General features: G+C 57.5%; 16 protein-coding genes. 11 read left to right on the top strand and 5 right to left on the bottom strand.

From position 1 onward, the window contains the following. A complete protein-coding gene (locus tag AAC620_RS03505; RefSeq protein ID WP_340242824.1) occupies nucleotides 1-849 on the top strand; it encodes a lysophospholipid acyltransferase family protein in 849 nt (282 codons plus the stop codon). Here AAC620_RS03505 and AAC620_RS03500 read toward each other — a convergent pair. Then, the gene (locus tag AAC620_RS03500) at nucleotides 821-1,441 is read right to left on the bottom strand and encodes a thiamine phosphate synthase (protein WP_340242823.1); all 621 of its coding nucleotides are present in this window, start codon (nucleotides 1,439-1,441) and stop codon (nucleotides 821-823) included. The two genes, AAC620_RS03505 and AAC620_RS03500, sit on opposite strands and share 29 nt — an antisense overlap. A gap of 100 nt (nucleotides 1,442-1,541) precedes the next feature. Here AAC620_RS03500 and AAC620_RS03495 point away from each other — a divergent pair, with 100 nt between their 5' ends. The 5 genes from AAC620_RS03495 (at nucleotide 1,542) to AAC620_RS03475 (ending at nucleotide 7,238) form a co-directional block, all read left to right on the top strand. Continuing rightward, on the top strand, nucleotides 1,542-2,309 hold the full coding sequence (locus AAC620_RS03495) for an RNA methyltransferase (protein ID WP_340242822.1): 768 nt from the start codon (nucleotides 1,542-1,544) through the stop codon (nucleotides 2,307-2,309). A gap of 83 nt (nucleotides 2,310-2,392) precedes the next feature. Beyond that, entirely contained in the window at nucleotides 2,393-3,550 is a 1,158-nt protein-coding gene (gene ctaA / locus AAC620_RS03490) for a heme A synthase (RefSeq protein ID WP_340242821.1), read from the top strand. After that, the gene (locus tag AAC620_RS03485) at nucleotides 3,547-5,025 is read left to right on the top strand and encodes a carboxypeptidase M32 (RefSeq protein ID WP_340242820.1); all 1,479 of its coding nucleotides are present in this window, start codon (nucleotides 3,547-3,549) and stop codon (nucleotides 5,023-5,025) included. Before ctaA ends, AAC620_RS03485 begins: the two co-directional genes overlap by 4 nt. Before the next feature lie 79 nt (nucleotides 5,026-5,104). After that, complete coding sequence (locus AAC620_RS03480; protein ID WP_340242819.1) at nucleotides 5,105-6,520, top strand: FAD-binding oxidoreductase; 1,416 nt, start codon at nucleotides 5,105-5,107, stop codon at nucleotides 6,518-6,520. Beyond that, nucleotides 6,513-7,238 (top strand): VIT1/CCC1 transporter family protein, encoded by a 726-nt coding sequence (locus AAC620_RS03475; RefSeq protein ID WP_340242818.1) that lies wholly within the window; start codon nucleotides 6,513-6,515, stop codon nucleotides 7,236-7,238. The genes AAC620_RS03480 and AAC620_RS03475 overlap by 8 nt, the downstream gene beginning before the upstream one ends. On the opposite strand, the gene putA is transcribed toward AAC620_RS03475, so the two are convergent. Further along, a complete protein-coding gene (gene putA / locus AAC620_RS03470; RefSeq protein WP_340242817.1) occupies nucleotides 7,235-10,717 on the bottom strand; it encodes a bifunctional proline dehydrogenase/L-glutamate gamma-semialdehyde dehydrogenase PutA in 3,483 nt (1,160 codons plus the stop codon). The genes AAC620_RS03475 and putA overlap by 4 nt on opposite strands. Before the next feature lie 119 nt (nucleotides 10,718-10,836). Between putA and AAC620_RS03465 the strand changes: the two genes are divergently transcribed. Then, on the top strand, nucleotides 10,837-11,310 hold the full coding sequence (locus tag AAC620_RS03465; protein ID WP_317654506.1) for an Lrp/AsnC family transcriptional regulator: 474 nt from the start codon (nucleotides 10,837-10,839) through the stop codon (nucleotides 11,308-11,310). Here the strand turns inward: AAC620_RS03465 and AAC620_RS03460 are convergent. The 3 genes from AAC620_RS03460 to AAC620_RS03450 are packed head-to-tail and all read right to left on the bottom strand — an operon-like array spanning nucleotide 11,307 to nucleotide 14,726. Continuing rightward, entirely contained in the window at nucleotides 11,307-12,257 is a 951-nt protein-coding gene (locus AAC620_RS03460; protein ID WP_340242816.1) for a glucokinase, read from the bottom strand. The genes AAC620_RS03465 and AAC620_RS03460 overlap by 4 nt on opposite strands. 15 nt (nucleotides 12,258-12,272) lie before the next feature. Continuing rightward, nucleotides 12,273-13,616 carry a GH1 family beta-glucosidase gene (locus AAC620_RS03455; RefSeq protein WP_340242815.1) on the bottom strand — a complete coding sequence of 448 codons (1,344 nt, stop codon included), beginning with the start codon at nucleotides 13,614-13,616 and terminating at the stop codon, nucleotides 12,273-12,275. Nucleotides 13,617-13,661: 45 nt separating this feature from the next. Then, complete coding sequence (locus tag AAC620_RS03450) at nucleotides 13,662-14,726, bottom strand: substrate-binding domain-containing protein (protein WP_340242814.1); 1,065 nt, start codon at nucleotides 14,724-14,726, stop codon at nucleotides 13,662-13,664. Between the two features lie 292 nt (nucleotides 14,727-15,018). Between AAC620_RS03450 and AAC620_RS03445 the strand changes: the two genes are divergently transcribed. From AAC620_RS03445 to AAC620_RS03430, 4 genes are all read left to right on the top strand, one after another. After that, nucleotides 15,019-16,380: an ABC transporter substrate-binding protein gene (locus AAC620_RS03445; protein ID WP_340242813.1), complete on the top strand. Its 1,362-nt coding sequence runs from the start codon at nucleotides 15,019-15,021 to the stop codon at nucleotides 16,378-16,380. Between the two features lie 92 nt (nucleotides 16,381-16,472). Beyond that, the gene (locus tag AAC620_RS03440) at nucleotides 16,473-17,474 is read left to right on the top strand and encodes a carbohydrate ABC transporter permease (RefSeq protein WP_317654513.1); all 1,002 of its coding nucleotides are present in this window, start codon (nucleotides 16,473-16,475) and stop codon (nucleotides 17,472-17,474) included. After that, a complete protein-coding gene (locus tag AAC620_RS03435) occupies nucleotides 17,474-18,652 on the top strand; it encodes a carbohydrate ABC transporter permease (protein ID WP_340242812.1) in 1,179 nt (392 codons plus the stop codon). The genes AAC620_RS03440 and AAC620_RS03435 overlap by 1 nt, the downstream gene beginning before the upstream one ends. A gap of 9 nt (nucleotides 18,653-18,661) precedes the next feature. Next, nucleotides 18,662-20,314: an alpha-amylase family glycosyl hydrolase gene (locus AAC620_RS03430; protein ID WP_340242811.1), complete on the top strand. Its 1,653-nt coding sequence runs from the start codon at nucleotides 18,662-18,664 to the stop codon at nucleotides 20,312-20,314. Nucleotides 20,315-20,328 lie beyond the last annotated feature (14 nt).

The raw sequence follows: 20,328 nt of genomic DNA, 5'->3' as shown, positions 1-20,328 counted from the left end.
ATGCGCTGGGATGGCGCCCCTCAGGTCACGCCCGCATCTGTTGGGGTTTTGGGTCTTCTGCGCGCCTGTCTGCGCGGGGCAGCGATCCTTCTGGTCATTGGGTTTGGGTTTTTGACCCTGCTTTTGTGCCGCGTGCCAGAGCGCGTCATAGCGGGGCCTTTGCGCCGCCCTGTAACTGCGCGGATCACGCAAATCGTCTGCGCCTTTGTCTGTATGATTTTGGGCCTCAAGGTGACGCGCAAAGGAAATGCCGCACAAGCTGCGGGCGCGATTGTCGCCAATCATGTGTCTTGGCTTGATATTTTCCCGCTCAATGCGGGCGGGCCTGTGGTGTTCGTGGCAAAATCCGAAGTGCGCGATTGGGCGGGTATTGGGATTTTGGTGCGCGCAGCAGGCACCGTTTTCATCGAGCGGCGGCGCATGGCGGCAAAAGATCAAAATCGCCTGTTGCATATGCGCCTTGCAGAAGGTTCCGAGCGTTTGGTGTTTTTCCCAGAAGGTACATCCACCGATGGGTTGCGCGTTTTACCCTTCCGCTCAAGCCTGTTTGAGGCGTTTTTTGCGGCTGATCTGCCACGGGATATCACTGTTCAGCCCGTCACCATCGCCTATCACGCCCCCGCAGGCGAAAATCCCGCCTTTTATGGGTGGTGGGGGGATCAATCCTTTGGTGCGGGTCTGATGCGGGTGCTATCTGTCCGCAAAAATGGCCATGTCACGGTCATCTATCACGCGCCTTTGCGCGTCTCACAGTTTGCATCGCGCAAGGCACTGGCGCAGGCCGCCGAAACGGCCGTGCGTGCGGGGCTTGCTCAGGCCCTTAGCCCAGAGGGGACAGCAGCGTCTTAAGGGCTGCCACAGGGTCGTCTTTGCGCCAAATTTCCTCACCGATGGCGAAGAAATCTGTGATCGGCGCAAGGCGTTCGATATCTGCAAGCGTCAGCGCGCCTTCGGCCACGACTGGCAGTTCGATCATCTGGCTCCACCATGCGAAAAGATCATCTTCGGCGCGGCTGCCATCGCCAAGGCTTGTGTCGCCAACAGGGCCGAAACTGATGTAATCCGCCCCCATTTCCCCTGCATTCATCCCATCATGGCGGGAATTGGCGCAGAAGCAACCGATGATTGCATCGCCGCCAAGATCCGCGCGGGTTTTGCGGGTGCTGCGCGACCCATCCAAGAGATGCACGCCATCAAGCCCCAAGCGTTCGACCAGTTTGATATGTTCTGACATCACCAAGGGGATGTCGCGGGCATGGGCAATTTCGCGCAAGTGATCTGCCGCGCGCGCGAGGTCATCCTCATCACGGCTTGCCAGAGCAAGGCGCAGGCAGGCGATAGGATAGGCATCCAAAACTGCCGCAAGCTGTGCGCCAAAGCCCGTCAGCTCAAAATTTGGCGGGGTCACAAGGTAAATCTGTGGAATATCCATGTCGGACATAGGGCTGCCTCTTGTCAGTCTTTGTGTGTTCCTAATGGTTTGCTTTGCGTTCAGCAATGGGGCGCTTGGCAAGAATGCCGCCGCGCGTTATGGCAGGGTCATGAGTGACGATAGCCAAATTCCCGCAACCGCCCATCCAATGCCCTGTTTCGTGCTTGTGCGCACGCAGATGGGTGAGAATATTGGCGCGGCGGCACGGGCAATGTGGAATTTCGGCCTGAACCATATGCGCCTTGTGGCCCCGCGCGATGGGTGGCCGAATGAACGCGCGGTGGCCTTGGCCAGTGGCGCCGCCGGCGTGGTGCTTGATCCTGCTTTGGTGGTGGAGACAACGCCCGAGGCGATTGGCGATTGCACCCATGTGTTTGTGACCACCGCCCGCGAACGGGGCCTGACCAAACCCATCCTCAGCCCCGAGGCGGCGATGGCGCAGGCGCGGGCCATCCATGCCGCGGGCGGCAAGGTTGCGGTGATCTTTGGCCCCGAGCGCACAGGTTTGGAAAATGACGATATCGCACGGGCTGATGCGATTATAACTGTGCCCGTGAACCCTGATTTTCCCTCGCTCAATCTGGCGCAATCGGTGCTGCTCTGCGCTTATGAGTGGCGCCGCCAAACCACCGAGGTGGTGGAAATGCGCATGGAATTTGCCCGCAGCGATTTTGCAACCGCGATTGAGGTGGAAAAACTGGCGGATCACTACGAAGAAAAGCTTGATGAAATGGGCTATTTCTTTCCCGAAACAAAGGCTGCAGGCATGAAGCTGGTCTTGCGCAATCTGTGGGGGCGTCTGCCCCTGACGCGGGCCGATGTTCAGCTGTTTCACGGCATTTTGCGACAGATGCAGCGTTGGCGCGATCGGCCCTAGCGCCAAACTGCCGCGCATTCTTGCGAAGCCTTTGCCAAGGCGCTAGGTCTTTTGCCAAATGAAGATCGAGAAGGGGCCGCGCCATGAGCCGCAATATTTTCGAAGAGGTCGACCAATCCGTCAAAGGGCCCTCTGGGACGGGGAAAACAGGCCCGAACCCTTCGGGGATTTCCCGCGACACGGGCGCGGCGCGCAGATGGATGCGGGCCTATTTGGCGGTTCTCTTTGTGATGGTTGCGGCGATGATTGCCATTGGGGGCATGACGCGCCTGACCGATTCAGGGTTGTCTATCGTTCAATGGGCGCCGATTTCGGGGGCCATTCCGCCGCTCAGTGATGACCAGTGGCAAGAGCAATTCACCGCCTATCAGCAGACAACCGAATACCAACAGCAAAATCGCGGCATGTCGATGGCCGAGTTTAAGTATATTTTCTGGTGGGAATGGGGCCATCGTCAGTGGGGGCGCGCAATCGGTCTTGTTTGGGCCCTTGGGTTTGCCGCGCTTGCGCTCTCTGGTAATCTGATCAAAGGGTGGGTTCCAAAAATCGTGGCGCTTGGGGCGCTTGGTGGTCTGCAAGGGGCCATCGGATGGTGGATGGTCTATTCAGGTCTTGCGCCTGGCATGTTTGATGTTGCCTCCTATCGGTTGGCGACACATTTGGGTGTCGCGTTCTTCATCCTTGCCCTTATCACATGGTTTATTTTGCAGCTCAGCCGACCTGCGCCCGCGTTATTGGCGGCGCGGCGTGCGGGCGATAAGCGCCTTTTTGGTATGACCACGGGGCTTTTGCATCTCACCTTTTTGCAAGTCTTGGTTGGGGCTTTGGTCGCGGGTATCGATGCAGGGCGCAATTATATTGATTGGCCTTTGATGGCGGGCGGTTTCACCCCGCCTGATATGTGGGCGATTGACCCTTGGTATCGCAATCTGTTCGAAAATGATGGCACCGTCCAATTCATCCACCGGATGCTGGGCTATCTTGTGTTTGCCTATGGGATTGCGGTTTGGCTCAAAGGGCGCAAATCGGGCAATGCGATGGTGCGCCAATCCTATGCGTGGATGGCGGTGATGCTATTTGGGCAGGTGGTGATCGGGATTGTAACGGTGATGCATTCTGCGCCAATTGCCCTTGGGCTGACCCATCAGCTTGGCGCGGTGGCCTTGGTTGTCTTGATTTTGCGCGCGCGGTTCCTCGCGATTTATCCGCCTGAGCAATCCTTGCGTGGGGCAGCGGCATGAGCGCGATGCAGGATCTTTTGGCCCATGCAGCGCAAACCGCCGCGCTTGAGCAGGTCGCGGGGCGGTTGCATTGGGATCAAGAAACCATGATGCCCAAGGGGGCAGCGACACAGCGCGCCGAAGAAATCGCAGCGATGGAGGGGGTTCTGCACGCCCGCCGCACTGACCCTGCACTTGGCGAACTGCTGGAAACCGCACAGGCTGAAACGGATTTTGAAGTATCCTCTTTGCGGCTGATCTCGCGGTCATATCAGCGTGCTACAAAAATCCCCGCGCGTTTGGCGGCGGAATTGGCGCGCACGGCCTCGCTCGCCCATGGGGTCTGGGCCAAGGCCCGCGCCGAAGATGATGTTGCGGGATTTTTACCTGTTCTTGAGCAACTGATCACCCTGCGCCGCGAAGAGGCTGCCTGTCTGTCAGGCGAGACGCGTGGTGCGGCCCTTTATGATGCGCTGTTAAACGATTATGAACCCGAAATGCGCGCCCGCGAAATTGCGGCCCTGTTTGATGCGATGCGTCCGCGCCTTGTGTCCTTGCGCGCGGCGATCCTTGAGAAACCGATGCCCGCGGCGATATCGGGTGATTTTGACGAGACAGCGCAACTTGCCCTGACGCGCGAGATTGCCTTGGCCTTTGGCTATGATCTCGACAAAGGGCGGATTGATCTTGCCGTTCACCCGTTTTCTTCTGGCTCAGGCAGTGACAGTCGCATCACCACGCGGGTGGCGCGGGATGATCCGTTTAATGCGCTTTATTCGACCATTCACGAAGTGGGCCATGCCTGCTACGAGCAAAATATCGACCCGCTCTATCATTTGACCGCATTAGGGCAGGGGGCCTCGATGGGGGTGCATGAAAGCCAAAGCCGCATTTACGAAAATCAGCTTGGTCGGTCCCTGCCTTTTGTGACATGGCTTTATGGGCAGATGCAGACGGCCTTTGGTGGGCTGTCAACAGATAGCCCTGCCGCGCTTTACGCGGCGATCAATCGGGTTGCCAAAGGCTATATCCGCACCGAGGCCGATGAGGTGCAGTATAACCTGCATATCATGCTGCGGTTTGATCTTGAGCAGGCATTGATCAGCGGTGATCTGGCCGTGGGTGATCTTGAGGCGGCATGGAATGATCGCTTTATGGCTGATTTTGGGTTCGCCGTGGCTCGCCCAAGCCACGGGGTCTTGCAAGATGTGCATTGGTCGGCGGGCCTGTTTGGATATTTCCCCACCTACGCGCTTGGCAATGTCTATGCGGGCTGCTTGATGCAGGCTTTGCGCGCAGATGTGCCAAATTTGGATGCGGCATTGGCACAGGGCAATCCACGCCCTGCAACCGATTGGCTGCGCGAGAGATTGCAACGCCACGGCAGCCTGAAACCGCCGCGCCAGACGATTGAGGATGCAATCGGTGGGCCTGTCTCCCCTGAACCGCTGTTGCGCTATCTCGAGGAAAAATTCGGCGCCCTTTACGGGCTTTAGCCCCGAGTGTGCGGCCCCCCTTTTTCTTCAGTGCGGCTGTCGCTAAACATAAAGGCAGCAACAGGGAAAGTGCATCACCATGGCTGAAATTTTAGATCTTCCGCGCAATGAGCATGGCATTGCCACCGTGATCGAGGCGCTTGCAGGGCAATTTGGGGCGCGGCTTGCGACCAGTGCCGCCTTGCGCGAACAGCATGGCCACACCACCACATGGCTGCGCACCCAAGCGCCTGATGCTGTGGTTTTTGTGCAATCCACCGAGGAAGTTCAACATGTCGTGCGCCTGTGCGCGAGTCATCATGTGCCTGTGATCCCCTTTGGGGCAGGCTCATCCCTTGAGGGGCATGTGAATGCATCCGCGGGGGGAATTTGCATTGATTTCAGTCAGATGAACCGCATTCTTCGGGTCAGTGCCGAGGATATGGATGTCGTGATTGAGCCAGGTGTCACGCGTAAGGCGTTGAACACGCATCTGCGCGACACGGGGCTGTTCTTTCCCGTGGATCCAGGAGCAGATGCAACGCTTGGCGGTATGGCGGCCACGGGGGCAAGCGGCACGAATGCCGTGCGCTACGGCACGATGAAGGAAAATATCCTTGGGCTGAAGGCGGTTTTGCCATCGGGGGAGATTGTAAAAACCGCCGCGCGGGCGCGGAAATCTTCGGCAGGGTATGATTTGACCCATCTGATGATCGGCTCTGAAGGCACGCTTGGCCTGATCACCGAGTTAACCTTGCGTCTGCGCGGTATCCCTGCGGCCATTTCTGCGGCGACTTGTTCGTTCCCTTCGGTCGAGGCTGCCTGCGAATGTGTCATTGCGACTGTGCAATATGGATTGCCCGTGGCGCGCATTGAATTGCTCGACAAGCTGATGGTTGAGGCCGTTAATCGTTATTCCAAACTGTCCCTGCCAGAAACGCCGCTTTTGTTATTGGAATTTCATGGCAGCGAAACAGGCGTGGCCGAGGACGCAGCAAGTTTTGGCGAGATTGCAGCTGATTTTGGCGGCACGGGCTTTGCCGCAACCACCCTTGAGGAGGAGCGCAATCAACTGTGGCAAGCGCGCCATGATGCCTATTGGGCGGGTTTGGCCCTGCGCCCTGGGGCAAAGGGGATTTCCACCGATATTTGCGTGCCCGTCAGCCGTCTGGCCGAGGCTGTGACAAAGGCACAGACGCGTGCGGCAGATTTGGGCATGATCGCCCCCGTTGTGGGCCATGTGGGAGATGGAAATTTCCATGTGTTGATGTTGATCAACACGGACAGTCCTGACGAGGTTGAGATGGCCGAAGGGTTTGTTGCATGGCTGAATGATATGGCGATTGCGATGGAGGGCACCTGCACAGGTGAGCATGGCATCGGCCAAGGCAAAGCCGCCTATCTGATCCGCGAATTGGGGCCAGAGGCGATGGAGGTCATGGCCACAATCAAGCGCGGGATTGATCCGCAAAATATTTTCAACCCCGGAAAAATGGGATTCCCCAATTATGGCTGAACACCGACCTGATACCCACAATGTCCCCTCGGCCCATGAGGAACCGCATTTGTCGCAACGCTCAGGATGGTTGCGCGCGGCGGTGATGGGGGCGAATGATGGGATTTTGTCGACAGCGTCATTGATCGTGGGGGTTGCTGCGGGCGGTGCGGATCAAGGCACGATCCTCTTGTCGGGGATTGCAGGCATGGTTGCGGGGGCGATGTCGATGGCAGCGGGGGAATATGTTTCCGTCTCAAGCCAAGCCGATGTTGAGCGCGCCGATGTCGAGCGCGAAAAGCGCGAGTTGAAATTGAACCCTGCGGGCGAATTGGCCGAATTGGCGGCGATCTATCGTCAACGCGGCTTGTCGGAGCAGTTGGCCGATGAGGTGGCGCGCGAATTGACCCGCAAAGATGCGCTTGGCGCACATTTGCGCGATGAGATTGGGCTGACCGATCTTTCGCCGCCCAAGCCTGTAGAGGCAGGGGTGGTCTCTGCCGCCACATTTGCAGGCGGTGCTTTGGTGCCGTTGCTGATGGGGGTCGTGGCCCCGCATGATCAGGTGGAGCTTTGGGTGGGGGCGGCCACATTGGCGGCCCTTGGCACGCTTGGGGCGCTTGGTGCGCAGGCGGGCGGCGCCCCCAAAGGGCGCGCCGCATTCCGTGTCATGTTTTGGGGCGTTTTGGCGATGGTGGCCACATCCCTGATTGGCCGCGCCGTGGGGTTGGCGATCTAGGCCTCACCTGCCGCCGCCAGAAGCCGCGCATTGCCGCCCGCCGCCGTGGTGTCAATGCAGATATGCCGCTCAAGGATCAGGCGCGGTTTGGGGTCGCGTTCACAAATCAGCGGGATCAAGGCGCCCTCGCGCGCCGCCAAAGCCGCGCGATAGGGGCGGGCCTCTTCGGGGTCTGCCCATAAGATCACGGCATCAAACCCCGTGAGACTGCGCAGCATGTCAGCAGGAAGTAGCCCCGCAACCCCATGCGCGCCAACACCGGGCGCAATCGCAAGGGCGGTGCAGCCTGCCTCGGTAGCCATTTGCACCTGCATCATGGCCGCTTCCGCCGTTGGCCCAAGACACAGAACCCGCCCGCGCGCATAGCGTGACAAGAGGTTTGATTCACCTGTAGGCCCAGGCATTTCTGCTTGGGAAAGGGGCCTGTCAGAGGGACGTGCAAGTGCTGCAAGGGCGCGGGTCACTTTGGCCTCATCACAGGGGGGCGCATCGCCCATTGGGCCTTCTGCTGCGAGGTTGGGGGTCGTAAAGCGCGGCAAATAGTGCGGCCCGCCCGCCTTTGGCCCTGTGCCAGACAAACCCTCGCCCCCAAAGGGCTGACTGCCCACAATGGCACCGATTTGGTTGCGGTTGATGTAGAGATTGCCAACCTTGATCTGGCTCGCCACCTCGGCGATGCGGTCATCAATGCGGCTGTGCATCCCAAAGGTCAGGCCATAGCCCTTTGCATTCACATCGGCCACAACCCGCGCCAGATCGCGGGCCTTATAAGTGGCCACATGCAAGACAGGGCCAAAGACTTCGCGCTCAAGGTCGTTGATCCCATCGGGCAATGAGATCAACGCAGGCCCCACATAATGGCCCGTGCTGGGCGGGGTGATCTGTTTGATCAAACGCCCCTCTCTCTGGGCCTGTTGGACATAGGCATTGATCTCTGCCGCCGCGCTTGCCGTGATCACGGGGGCCACATCGCAGGATATGTTCCATGGGTGGGAGAGGGAGAGTTCCTCCATCGCGCCCTGCAACATCTGTAACAGGCCTTCTGCGATATCTTCTTGCACATAGAGCAACCGCAGGGCCGAGCAACGCTGACCCGCTGATTGAAAGGCCGAGGCGACAATGTCGCGCACGGCCTGTTCGGGCAGGGCTGTGCTGTCCACGATCATGGCATTCAGGCCGCCTGTCTCTGCAATCAAAGGGGCTGCGGGGTGCAGATGGGCCGCCATGGCGCGGTTAATCCCTTGGGCAGTTGCCGTTGATCCCGTAAAGCACACGCCCGCAACACGCGCATCGCTGACAAGGGCCGCCCCGATCTTGGCCCCTTGTCCTGGCAGAAATTGCAGGGCGCCACGCGGCACGCCTGCGGCATGGAGCAATTCCACGGCCCGCGCACCGATGAGGGTGGTTGTCTCAGCGGGCTTTGCCAAAACGCCATTTCCCGCCGCAAGCGCGGCAGCGATTTGCCCTGTGAAAATTGCCAAGGGGAAATTCCACGGGCTGATACAGGTAAACACCCCGCGCGCGGGCTGCTGCAAAAGCGGCGCATGGGCCGCGTAGTAGCGTAAGAAATCCACCGCCTCGCGCAGTTCGGCCACTGCATCGGCGGGGCTTTTGCCCGCCTCGCGGGCCAGAAGCGCAAATAATTCGGCATGATGCGCTTCGTAAAGATCGGCGGCCCGTTCAAGGCAGGCACGGCGTTCTGCGGCAGGTGCGTCCCAAGCCTGCGCAGATATCAGTGCAGTCTCGATATCACCTGCGGCGGCCTCGGTAAAACGGCCCACGATGTCGGCGGGATCGGCGGGGCAGGTTTGGGTGATGTCATCGGCCCCTGTCGCAGGTTTGACCAAAATGGGGCCTGCCTGCCACTGATGCGTCCGAAATGGCGCGCGCGCCGCGTCTAGCTCGGCCAAGGTTACAGGATCGCTAAGGTCGAACCCGCGTGAATTTGCGCGCTCGGGCGCAAAAAGCGCGCTTGGGTGGCGCACAGCAAGATTTGGCCCTGCGCCTTCGAGCCGTTCAAAGGGGCAGGCTGCGACCACCTCAGGTGGCGTGTTTTCATCCATGATTTGGTTCACGAAGGAAGAATTTGCGCCATTCTCCAACAAGCGGCGCACGAGATAGGCCAAAAGATCCCGATGCGCCCCAACGGGCGCATAGATGCGGCAGCGCGTGGCGTTGCCCTTCAGCACCAGATCATGCAGCGCCTCGCCCATCCCATGCAGGCGTTGGAACTCAAAACGGGTAGGGTCTGTTGCCATTTCGATAATGGCCGCCACAGAATGGGCGTTATGGGTGGCAAATTGCGGATAGATGCGATCCGTCAGACCCAGCAGCTTTTTGGCCAAACACAGATAGGCCACATCGGTGGCGGATTTTCGTGTATAGACAGGAAAGCCAGACAACCCTTCAACCTGCGCCAATTTCACCTCGGTGTCCCAATAGGCGCCTTTGACCAGACGCAGCATGATCTTGCGGTCAAGTTTGGTGGCAAGGGCGTAAAGCCAGTCAATCACCGCGCCTGCGCGCAGGCCATAGCCCTGCACCACAACACCAAACCCGTCCCACCCTGCAAGGCGTAGATCAGCCAAGACCGCCTCAATCACATCAAGCGACAGATCAAGACGATTTGCTTCTTCGGCATCAATGTTAAGACCCATCCCGCCCTGACGCGCATCAAGGGCCAGTTCCAAAACGCGCGGCACAAGTTCGGACATAACACGATCTTTTTGTGCCACTTCATAGCGTGGGTGGAGCGCCGAGAGTTTGATCGAAATTCCAGGGTTGCTGCGGATATCCTCTGCCCTACAACGCGGGGTGATCTTGGCAATGGCCGTTTTGTAAGAGGCAAAAAAGGCATCCGCATCGGCCATGGTCATCGCGGCCTCGCCCAACATATCATAGGAATAGCTATATCCCTTTGCCTCTTGCTTGGCGGCGCGCGCCATCGCGTCTGGCATGGTTTGCCCCAACACGAATTGCCGCCCCATCTCGCGCATGGCGCGCGCCACGGCGGTGCGGATCACAGGTTCGCCCAAACGGCGCAAGGCCCCGCGCAACACGCGATCCATGCCTTCGCCGTCTTGTAAAACGCGCCCCGTCAGCATCAGTGCCCAAGTAGACGCGTTTACAAGCGAGGAGGAAGATTTTCCCAAATGCTCGCCCCAGGCTGACGGGGCGATTTTGTCTTCGATCAAAGCATCAATCGTGGTCGCATCTGGCACGCGCAACAGCGCCTCGGCCAAACACATCAGCGCAATGCCTTCGCGGGTTGAGAGGCCATATTCGGCCAAAAACACCTCCATCAACCCTGCATCTGCGTCATTGCGGATGGACGTGACCAAGCGGGTTGCGCGCGCCTTGGCGGCTGTGCGCGTGGCCTGATCGGGGCCGTGCGATTTTATCAGGCGGTCGAGAATAGCGGCCTCATCGGCCAAGTGATCGTGACGGATCGCATCGCGCAGCACAGAAAGGTCGGTCATGTGGACACCAGGGCTAAAGTGAAGATGACCGACAATACGAAGATATCGGCGGGAAATCCGCCTTGACTTTGTAGTTTTGCGGGAAAATAAATTGATTAAACAGGAAAAGGTTGGGTCTGATGGTATCAAAATCGCCAGAACGCGGGCAAATTGATGGGTTTGATCGGAAGATTCTGAAGGAAGTCTCGGAAGATGGCCGAATTTCCGTAACGGAATTGGCGGATCGGGTGGGGCTGTCGAAAAGTCCGACCCAAGTGCGCCTGCGCCGTCTTGAGCAGGAAGGCTATATTCGTGGCTACCGCGCGGAACTTGATCCCGTAAAACTTGACCGCGAACATGTGGCTTTTGTTGAGGTGAAATTGTCCGATACGCGCGAGGCGGCATTGGCCGCCTTTAACAAAGCCACCATTGCCGTGCCCGAAATCGAAGAATGCCACATGATTGCGGGGGCGTTTGATTATTTGGTCAAGGTGCGCTGCCGCGATATGGGCGCCTATCGCCGCGTATTGGGCGAGGTCATATCCGCCCTGCCGCATGTCGCCTCAACCTCGACACATGTCTCTATGCAGGCCGTCAAAGACCGCGCGTTCTAAAGCTCGATCAAGGCCTGCGCGCAGCCTGTGAGCGCGGCAAAATCATCTTCAACCACACTGACCCCGAATTGCGCCATAAAGGGGCCAAAGCGGCCTTTATTCGAAAAGGCCTCGGCAAATCCGAATTGCATTAAATAGGGCGCAAGGGCGCGCGAGACGCCGCCAATCAGATAGACCCCACCAAAGGGCAGGTTCACCAAGGCCAGATCGCCTGCGACATTGCCCAGAACCTGCGCAACGAGCGCAGCAGTAGCGCGGGCCTTGTCATCATCTTGCTCAAGCGCATCCATGATCTGTTGCGCAGGCTGATCACTCCCATGCAAAAAGGCGTGAACATGGCTGATCCCGCGCCCTGAGAGAACCTCCTCGACTGCGGCGAAGCCATGCTTTTCGGCTAAGAAGCGGGCAAGATCGCGGGTTTGGTCATCAGGGGTGGGCAGGGTGATATGGCCCGATTCCGAAGGGGGCACCACGCGGCCCCGCGGCCCGTCAAATACGGCGGCGGCGTTAAACCCCGTGCCAAGGCCGATGACCAATTTCGCTGCATGGGCAGAGGCGGGATCATGGGGCAGGATCACACGCAATTCCGTATCGGAAATATGGCCAATCGCATAGCCTTGCGCCTGTAGATCATTGAGCACAGCCACGCGTGACGCACCCGAGACATCAGCCAACATCGTGCGGTCAATATGCCAATCCAAATTGGTCATCTTGGCCACGCCATCGCGCACGGGGCCTGCGGCGGCCACGCAAATGCCCGAGAGCGCGCCAGAACGGAGGCCCGCCTGTTCCATGAATTGCGCCAATATCTCGCGCAAATCAGCGGCGTCTTTATTGGCAAAGCGGCGGATGCTGTCGCGGTCAATGACGCCCGCGCGCGCCAAAGCCACGCGGGTGTTGGTGCCGCCGATATCAGCGACCAAATCCAAATCGGGGGAAGATGTCATTCCGTCCTGCCTTATTTAGCCCGCGCGCCAGCCCTGTGCGAGCGCGTGATAGGACGCTTTTGGTCGTCTTTGCAAGCTGTCGAAATCAACATGGACAAGGCCAAAGCGTTTTTCATACCCAAAGGCCCATTCGTAATTATCCATCAGCGACCATGCGATATAGCCTTTCAAGGGTGCGCCATCCTTAATCGCGCGCAAACAGGCGCGCATATGGGCATCAAGATAGGTTATGCGCGCCACATCTGGCTGATCGGGCGTATCGTCATTCGCCATTCCGTTTTCGGTCACATAAAGCGGCAAGTCACCCGTGTAGGTTTTCGCCGTATGGGTCAGGAAATGATGCAACCCCTCGGGGTAAATTTCCCAACCCATTTGGGTTTTGGGCAATGGCCCCTCAACGCCTTGGTAGTTGGGCCAAATTCCGCATCCTGCGCTCAGGCGTTTGCAGGTGTAGTAATTCAAGCCCAACCAATCGAGCGGGGCGGTGATATGGGCAAAATCGTCTTGGTAATTCTGGGGAAGATGTTGCTCTAACCCCTCAAGCACTAGATCTGGATAGTGGCCATGAAACAGGCCTGACAGGAAGAATTGGTTATAGATCGCATCGTAACGCGCGGCAGCGGCCTTTGATGCGGGGCTTTCATCGGCGGGCAGGGCGGCCTCAAAATTGCACACGGCACCCAGATTGCGCATGCCACGCGCGCGCATCACCTCGATCGCGCGGCCATGCGAGGAGAGAACATGGTGCATAGCGCGGGCTGCGGCGCGAATATCGCGCAGACCGGGCGCATGATGCCCCTCGAAATGCGATAACCATGAGACGCACCACGGCTCGTTCATGGGGGCGACCGACCACAGCCTGTCGCCAAGGCGTGCCATCACAATCTCGGTGTAATCGGCAAACCAATTTGGCATATCGCCATTCACCCAACCGCCTTGATCCGCGAGGGCCGAAGGCAATTCCCAATGATACAGCGTGGCTGCAGGGCGCAGCCCCCGCGCCAACATCCCGTCAATTAAACGATCATAGAAATCCAAGCCCGCCTTATTCACCGCGCCGCGCCCCTCGGGCATGATCCGCGCCCATGACAGCGAAAAGCGATATATGTCAGCGCCAAGATCACGGATCAGGTCAAGGTCGTCTTCCCATCGGTTCAGGTGATCGCAGGCAAGCGCGCCATTTTCAGCGCGGGTGACGTTGTTGCCCGTTGCGGCGAATGTGTCCCAATGAGTCTGGCCCGCGCCACCCTGAGCGTGGCCTTCGATTTGATAGGCTGATGTGGCGACACCAAGCAGGAAATCTTGCGGAAAATCCGACCGCGCGGGAAGGGTGGGGGTGGTCATGGTGAGAGAACTCATTGCAATGCGGCAGCAGGGTTGAAGCGGGGCAGGCAGAGACAGGCGTTAGGGTGCAGGGCCAGTCGAGCGCCCGACCATCAATTCAGCCTCCCATAATTCATGCACAAAGGGCGCGTCAGGCTGTTTGATCCGTTCGATCAAAATTTCTGCACAGCGCCGCCCCGCCAAACGAATTGAACTGCGGGTTGAGGTAAAAGCGGGGCCTTCGGCATCATTGTTGAGATAGGAAAGCACATCATCATGGGTGATGATCGAGACATCGCGGCCCAGTTGTAGCCCGCGCTCCCATGCCGCTTGACGCACCCCAATGGCAGAAATCACCGATGACACCAAGAAGGCGGTGGGGCGGTTTTCACGGTCAAGCAATTGTGCCGCGGCGCGGTGGCCATAGCCTTCGGTCATGACATCGGCATACATCAGGCTTGCGTCAGGGGTGATGCCACGCGCGCGCAGCGCCTCTTCATATCCGCGGCGGCGGCGGGCGGCGAAATCCATCGCCTCTTGGCCATTGATTAGGGCAATGCGGCTATGCCCCAAATCCAACAAGAATTCGGTCGCACGGCGAAAGGCCTGCAAATTGGCAATATCTAGCCAGTTATAGCCGCGCGCATCCCCCGTGCGGCCATGCACCAAGAACGGCAGCCCCAATTCTTGTAGCAGCGCAATGCGCGGGTCCTCTTGGCGGGGGCCTTGCACCATCACCCCATCAACCGAGCCATTCGCGGCCATCTGGCGATAGGCGCGTTCGGCGGCCCCCTCATGCACGATAGATAAAAGCAGGTCATAGCCTTCGCGGGCATAAACCTCGCCCGCACCTGCAAGAAAATCTGCGAAAATCGGGTTCACCATTTCGGTTTCGCCCGTATGCGTAATCACATGGCCAATGGTCATAGCGCGCCCTGTGGCCAAGCGGCGGGCGCGGGAATTGGGTTGGTAATTCGCCGCACGCGCCGCAGCCTCGACACGAGCGCGGGTTTCAGGGTTCACCTCGGGATAGCCATTCAAGGCGCGGCTGACTGTGGTCTGAGACAGCCCAAGCGATGATGCCAATTCTTTTAAATTCATCGCCTCCCTCCTTCCTATGTCGCGCATGGCGCTGAGTCGTTTCATCGTCTTGCGCGACAAGATTGCCTTCAAAGCGCTTTCAAATTTCTTCTCAGCTAGGCGAATTTTATGCGGCTTGTCAAAAATAAATTTTTAAAATTGCGGCGCGCTGTATCTGCCAAAAACAAATGCAAAATCAAATATATTGAAATTCTCTTGCCCTTTCAGCGTCTTGGGTCGTTAAGGCTATTTCTTTTCCAAAGCGCTTTGAAACACTCTTGACGGAATCGCGGAATAGGTTTTGAAATGCGGGTTCTAAGCATCCTCAATGAGGGGGTGCGGTTCTGGGAGGTTACTTATGAAACGTTCGTTTTACGCAAGCGCCGCTGCCCTTGCGCTGTCCTCGGGGATGGCGATGGCTGACGCGCATGGTGGTTTGGTGTTCCCCGTGGGTGAGGGGGATTTCAATTGGGCCAGCTACGAGGCATTCGCAGCGGCGCATGATTTGACAGGTCAGACTGTCACGATTTCTGGCCCTTGGCTTTCGCCTGAGGCGGATCGCTTTGATGCGCTTTTGGCTTATTTCGAGGCGGCAACAGGCGCGGATGCGACCTATACAGGGTCGGATAGCTTTGAGCAGCAAATCGTGATTGACGCTGAGGCAGGCTCTGCCCCCAATATCGCGGTTTTCCCTCAGCCTGGCCTTGCGGCCAATATGGCGGCCAATGGTCTTTTGACCCCGCTTGGCGCGGATAATGCCGCATGGGTGTCTGAGAATTTTGCAGCAGGCCCATCATGGGTTGATCTGGGCACATATGCCGATCAATCGGGCGCGGATCAGTTCTATGGCTTCTTCTTCAACGTCAACGTCAAGTCGTTGGTGTGGTATGTGCCTGAGAATTTCGAGGATGCAGGCTACGAAGTGCCAACAACCATGGAAGAGTTGATCGCACTTTCTGACCAGATCGTTGCCGATGGGGGCACGCCTTGGTGTATTGGTCTGGGTTCAGGGGCCGCTACAGGCTGGCCTGCGACCGACTGGGTTGAAGACCTGATGCTGCGCACACAGACACCAGATGTCTATGACGCATGGGTTGCCAATGAGATCCCATTCAATGACCCGCGCGTTGTTGAGGCGATCGAAACCTTTGGTCAATTCGCACGCAATGATGCCTATGTGATGGGCGGCGCTGGCGCGGTTGCAACCACCGATTTCCGTGATAGCCCTGCGGGCTTGTTTCAGTCCCCTCCCGGCTGCTACATGCATCGTCAGGCCAGCTTCATTCCGGCCTTCTTCCCTGATGGCACGGTTGTGGGCGAGGATGCTGATTTCTTCTACTTCCCTGCATTCGCGGAAAAAGACCTTGGCAGCCCAGTTTTGGGTGGCGGCACGTTGATGGCAATCACAGATCCATCTGACGCGACCATGGCCTTTATCGAGTTTCTCAAAACACCTGTCGCCCATGAGATCATGATGGCGCAGGGTGGCTTCTTGACGCCCCATTCTGGCGTGAACTTGGCTACATATGAAACCGATACGCTGCGCGGTCAGGGGGAAATCTTGCTCAACGCAACGACCTTCCGTTTTGATGGCTCCGACCTGATGCCCGGCGCGATTGGCGCAGGCAGCTTCTGGACGGGTATGGTGGATTATGCAGGCGGCGCAGATGCGGCGACTGTGGCAGACACCATCCAGCAAAGCTGGGACGCGATTAAATAAAATTGCGCTAGGTTTTGGATCAGCCTGCGTATCGCGGGCTGATCCTATTTTTGATTGCGCGGATTTTTCGTGCGCATCGGGGGAGGGCACCCATGTCACCAATCATGCAAGCGGCATTGACCATCCTGATCGGGGTGGGGGGCTGCGTGGGTTATTTTTACCTCTCGAACCAAATTCTTGATCGCGTGCTGTTTCCTGCGCGCGGGGCAAATGCAGGGCGAAATATCAATCGCGCCAATGCGATACGCCCGTGGCTTTTTCTATTTCCCGCTCTTTTCGCGCTTGCGCTTTATTTGACCTATCCCGTCTTTGAGACATTGCGTCTGTCCTTGACTGACCGCAGCCTTGGTGGCGCCTTTGTTGGGCTTGAGAATTACGCGCGCATGACGGATGACCCCAAGTTTTGGGAGGCGTTGCGCAACAATTTCCTGTGGCTTTTGATTGTGCCTGCGGCCTCGACTGCCTTTGGCTTGTTGGCGGCGCAGCTGACAGATCGGATCAGTTGGGGGAATATCGCGAAATCCCTGATCTTTATGCCGATGGCGATTTCATTTGTTGGCGCGGCGGTGATTTTCAAATTGGTCTATGATGCCCGCCCCGAGGATGTGGCACAGATCGGGATTCTTAACGCCGTTTATTTGCAGCTTGGCGGCGATAGCCCAATCACTTGGCTGACTGTGCCTTTTTGGAACAATATTTTCCTGATCATTGTTTTGATTTGGATTCAGACAGGCTTTGCCATGGTGATCCTATCCGCGGCTTTGCGCGGTATTCCCGAGGAAACCATTGAGGCCGCCATTGTGGACGGGGCAAACCCGTTTCAAATTTTCTTTAAAATCAAAGTGCCGCAAATCGCCGGCACGATTGTTGTGGTTTGGACGACCATTACGATTGTGGTTCTCAAGGTGTTCGACATCGTTTTTGCGATGACCAACGGACAATGGGAAACCCAAGTTTTGGCGAATTACATGTATGACAAACTGTTCCGCGCCAATGATTGGGGCGTGGGTTCAGCGGCCGCCATGGTGATTATGATCTTGGTGCTGCCGATCCTTGTGTGGAACGTCTATAACGCCAGACGGGAGATGCGCTGATGGATCATATTGCGGGGCGCAAATCGGGCCTGTCATGGGCGGTGCATTTTTCGGCCTTGGCCCTTGTGATCGTATGGGTGCTGCCGACACTGGGGCTATTGGTGTCGTCCTTCCGCACAACGGATCAAATCCGCAGTTCGGGATGGTGGGCTGCGCTGTTTCCTGCGGTGCAAAACGAAACCTATCGCACCGCAGACCCTGACGAGGCGCGGGTGGAATTGGGCGATGGTCTCTATCTCGTTTCTGGCAATATTTTTGTCGAGGGCGGGGCCGCCGCAAACTTTGATGGGATCGTCCGAGAGATCAGCGCATGGGGTGCATCCTCGCGCGCGATTGATGCCTATCAACCCGATGAGGTCGCTGATCTGGGCGAGGGGGAAACCCTGACCGTCACGGCGCGCGGCGATTATGAATGGCGCGGCACTGCGGATCAGATTGAGGGGCGCGGTGCGCGGATTTTCGTGACTGTTTCTGCCCCCCCTGATTTCACCCTTGGCAATTATCAAAATGTTCTGTTCGACCCTTCGAACCGCGAGGGGATGTCAAAGGCGTTTTTCAACACTCTGACGGTGACAATCCCTGCAACGATCATTCCCATTTTGATCGCGGCTTTTGCGGCCTATGCCTTGGCGTGGATGGAGTTTCCAGGGCGGGCGCTGCTGATTGCGGCTGTTGTGGGGTTGTTGGTTGTGCCGCTGCAATTGGCGCTGATCCCCCTGCTGAAGCTGCATAATGATATCGGTATTGGCAAAGGCTATTTGGGCGTTTGGTTGGCGCATACGGGTTTTGGTTTGCCCTTGGCGATTTACCTTTTGCGCAATTACATGGTGGGTCTGCCGCGCGAGGTGATTGAAAACGCGCGCGTGGATGGGGCGACCGAGTTTCAGATTTTCACGCGCATTATCCTGCCGCTCAGTTTTCCTGCTTTGGCGTCCTTTGCGATTTTCCAATTTCTTTGGACATGGAATGACCTTTTGGTCGCGATGGTGTTCTTGATCGACAGTTCGGGCGAAACCACGGTGATGACGCGGCAATTGGTCGAAATGATGGGCACACGCGGCGGCGATTGGGAAATATTGGCGACCTCTGCCTTTGTATCCATCGCGGTGCCTTTGGTGGTTTTCTTTTCCTTACAACGTTACTTGGTGCGCGGCCTTTTGGCTGGCTCTGTAAAATGAGAGATATAAATGACAATCATGCCTGAAATTAACCCCAACGATATCCTTGGCATTGATAAGGATTGGTGGCGTGGTGCGGTGATCTATCAGATCTACCCGCGCAGCTATCAAGACAGCAATGATGATGGGATTGGCGACCTGGCGGGGATCATTCACCGCCTTGATCATATCGCAAGCCTTGGGGTGGATGCGATTTGGATCTCGCCATTCTTTAAATCCCCCATGCTTGATTTCGGCTATGATGTCTCGGATTACCGCGATGTCGATCCGATGTTTGGGACATTGGGTGATTTCGATGCGTTGATTGAAAAGGCGCATAATCTGGGCCTGAAGGTTCTGATTGATTTGGTGCTGTCGCACAGCTCGGATCAGCATCCTTGGTTTATCGAAAGCCGCGAAACCCGCGACAATCCAAAAGCGGATTGGTATGTGTGGGCCGATGCCAAGCCAGATGGCAGCCCGCCCAATAACTGGTTGTCAATTTTCGGCGGCAGCGCGTGGGAATGGTCGCCCGAGCGGATGCAATATTACCTGCACAATTTCCTTGTCGAGCAGCCAGATTTGAACCTGCATAACCCAGATGTGCAGGATGCGCTTTTGGATGTGTGCCGCTTCTGGTTGGATCGGGGGGTTGATGGGTTCCGCCTTGATACGATCAATTTCTATTTCCACGACAAGCTGCTGCGCGACAATCCCGCGCTTGCGCCAGAGCGGCGGAATTTCACCATCGCGCCTGAGGTGAACCCCTATAATTGGCAAGATCACCTTTATGACAAAAACCAACCCGAGAATTTGGATTTCTTGCGCCGTATGCGCGCGGTGATGGACGAATACCCTGCTGCCACCGCCGTAGGCGAGGTGGGTGATGCGCAATATGGCCTTGAGATACAGTCACAATACACCTCAGGCGGTGATAAGGTGCATATGTGCTATAGCTTTGACTTCCTTTCAGGAGAGACGCCAAGTGCGGAAACCGTGGGCGCGGTCATTGAAAAGCAAGAGGCCAGCATTGGCGATGGTTGGGCCTGTTGGGCCTTTTCCAACCATGATGTGGTGCGTCATCCAACCCGTTGGAATTTGGATGAGGCAGGGCAGCGCGTCTTTGCGGCACTTTTGTTGTCGCTGCGCGGTTCAGTTTGCCTGTATCAGGGCGAGGAATTGGGGCTGACCGAGGCCTATGTCGCCTTTGAAGAATTGCAGGATCCCTATGGCATCCGCTTTTGGCCAAAATTCAAGGGCCGTGATGGCTGTCGCACGCCGATCCCATGGGTCAGCGACAATCACAATGGCGGGTTTAGCCAAAGCAAGCCATGGCTGCCTGTCGCGGTTGAGCATTTGCAGCGCTCAGTGGAGGCGCAGACCCGCCTTGAAGACAGCACTTTGGCCTTCTATCGCAACATGATCGCTTTGCGGAAATCTTTGCCCGAATTGGTCAAAGGGGAGTTTGAATTTGTCACCCATACGCAAGATGTGGTCGCGTTCTGGCGCAGATATCAGGGGCGCGCGGTCTTTTGTGCCTTCAACCTCAGCGGCGAGACACGCGAGCTGCCACTGCCTGAGGGCGCATATGACGAAATTACCGCACCATTCCATGCAACGGTTGCGGGAGGCATGTTAACCTTGCCCGCCTATCAAGCATGGTTTGGCGCGCAGAACCGCTAAGGCGCGGCAAGGCT

Origin of the sequence: Roseobacter sp. HKCCA2468 (assembly GCF_037805105.1) — a bacterium.
Taxonomy (GTDB): Bacteria; Pseudomonadota; Alphaproteobacteria; order Rhodobacterales; family Rhodobacteraceae; genus M30B80.
Note: the sequence above shows the minus strand (reverse complement) of the source record. Positions and strands in the feature narration are given on the sequence as shown.

Excerpts from the sequence above, each read along its gene's own strand:
- AAC620_RS03505 (WP_340242824.1), top strand. The coding sequence starts at position 1 with ATGCGCTGGGATGGCGCCCCTCAGGTCACGCCCGCATCTGTTGGGGTT.
- AAC620_RS03500 (WP_340242823.1), bottom strand. The coding sequence starts at position 1,441 with ATGTCCGACATGGATATTCCACAGATTTACCTTGTGACCCCGCCAAAT.
- AAC620_RS03495 (WP_340242822.1), top strand. The coding sequence starts at position 1,542 with ATGAGTGACGATAGCCAAATTCCCGCAACCGCCCATCCAATGCCCTGT.
- ctaA (WP_340242821.1), top strand. The coding sequence starts at position 2,393 with ATGAGCCGCAATATTTTCGAAGAGGTCGACCAATCCGTCAAAGGGCCC.
- AAC620_RS03485 (WP_340242820.1), top strand. The coding sequence starts at position 3,547 with ATGAGCGCGATGCAGGATCTTTTGGCCCATGCAGCGCAAACCGCCGCG.
- AAC620_RS03480 (WP_340242819.1), top strand. The coding sequence starts at position 5,105 with ATGGCTGAAATTTTAGATCTTCCGCGCAATGAGCATGGCATTGCCACC.
- AAC620_RS03475 (WP_340242818.1), top strand. The coding sequence starts at position 6,513 with ATGGCTGAACACCGACCTGATACCCACAATGTCCCCTCGGCCCATGAG.
- putA (WP_340242817.1), bottom strand. The coding sequence starts at position 10,717 with ATGACCGACCTTTCTGTGCTGCGCGATGCGATCCGTCACGATCACTTG.
- AAC620_RS03465 (WP_317654506.1), top strand. The coding sequence starts at position 10,837 with ATGGTATCAAAATCGCCAGAACGCGGGCAAATTGATGGGTTTGATCGG.
- AAC620_RS03460 (WP_340242816.1), bottom strand. The coding sequence starts at position 12,257 with ATGACATCTTCCCCCGATTTGGATTTGGTCGCTGATATCGGCGGCACC.
- AAC620_RS03455 (WP_340242815.1), bottom strand. The coding sequence starts at position 13,616 with ATGAGTTCTCTCACCATGACCACCCCCACCCTTCCCGCGCGGTCGGAT.
- AAC620_RS03450 (WP_340242814.1), bottom strand. The coding sequence starts at position 14,726 with ATGAAACGACTCAGCGCCATGCGCGACATAGGAAGGAGGGAGGCGATG.
- AAC620_RS03445 (WP_340242813.1), top strand. The coding sequence starts at position 15,019 with ATGAAACGTTCGTTTTACGCAAGCGCCGCTGCCCTTGCGCTGTCCTCG.
- AAC620_RS03440 (WP_317654513.1), top strand. The coding sequence starts at position 16,473 with ATGTCACCAATCATGCAAGCGGCATTGACCATCCTGATCGGGGTGGGG.
- AAC620_RS03435 (WP_340242812.1), top strand. The coding sequence starts at position 17,474 with ATGGATCATATTGCGGGGCGCAAATCGGGCCTGTCATGGGCGGTGCAT.
- AAC620_RS03430 (WP_340242811.1), top strand. The coding sequence starts at position 18,662 with ATGACAATCATGCCTGAAATTAACCCCAACGATATCCTTGGCATTGAT.